The organism is Gluconobacter sp. P1D12_c (assembly GCF_018812105.1).
Taxonomy (GTDB): domain Bacteria; phylum Pseudomonadota; class Alphaproteobacteria; order Acetobacterales; family Acetobacteraceae; genus Gluconobacter; species Gluconobacter oxydans_A.
The window spans coordinates 1-877 of the sequence record NZ_JACSIQ010000064.1 but is presented as its reverse complement, the minus strand read 5'-3'; the positions used below and the strand labels follow the sequence as shown (position 1 = coordinate 877).

The following is an 877-nucleotide window of genomic DNA, read 5'->3' as shown; positions in this document are numbered from 1 at the left end:
GGTGCGTCCCGTTCTAGCGCCCCGTAGTAGGTTTTCAGCTTGGTGTGGGTGGCCTTGCTTCCTTCGATGCCGCGTTCCAGTCCGACAGGGCGTCCCACAACTCGCGCAAAGTCGGTCTGCATCTCGTTCAGGGCCTTGGCACCACCGAGGAACCGGCGGCAATTCAGGCGGCCTGTATCGGGGTCTTTTGGCACCACGTAGGCCGACAGGTGCGGCGTTTTTTCGTCCCGGTGAATGATGGCAGCGATCACGTTGTCCTTGCCGTGCCGCTCCTGAATCCAGCGCAACGCCTCGTTCAAATAGGGGTCACGACACGAAAGTGTACTTTACGTACGCTTAGAGTGAACCCAACAAGAACGTTGAGGCTGTTCTGCTGAGAGTTCGATAGACAGTTGGCCGAGAAATAGAAAACAGTTCTGAAAGATCGCTGATGGAGTAATCGCCGGTATCATACATCCGGCGAAGCTCTTTTTGCTGACGTTCAGAAAGCTTGGGTTTCTTTCCGCGTAGTTTACCTTTGTCGCGTGCAACGGCCATCCCTTCACGAGTACGCATCMGGATCAGATCGGCTTCAAACTCCGCGAAAGTCGCAAGGATGTTGAAGAACAACTTGCCCATTGGAWCAGACGGATCGTGAATACTGWTCCCAAGTTGAAGCTTCACGCCACGGGATGCCAGGCTGTCGCCAATAAGCCGTGCATCAGGGACAGAGCGGGCCAGTCGATCAAGCTTTGGTACGACCAAAGTATCGCCACTACGAACAGCCGCCAGTGCCTGGTCAAGGCCGGCCCTTTCCCGGTTCGTGCCGGTGAAGCCCTTGTCGGTGTAAATACGATCGGCAGAAACACCGAGTTTGAGCAGTTCCTGATGCTGGGCC

The 877-nt window shown here is 55.7% G+C and carries 2 protein-coding genes; both read right to left on the bottom strand.

The annotated features are described in order from the left end of the window. Window positions 1-299 (bottom strand): plasmid recombination protein (locus KP705_RS15500; protein WP_215764804.1); only part of this gene is annotated, 299 nt, incomplete at its 3' end. A 37-nt stretch (window positions 300-336) separates the two neighbouring features. Next, window positions 337-877 (bottom strand): recombinase family protein (locus KP705_RS15495; RefSeq protein ID WP_215764802.1); only part of this gene is annotated, 541 nt, incomplete at its 5' end.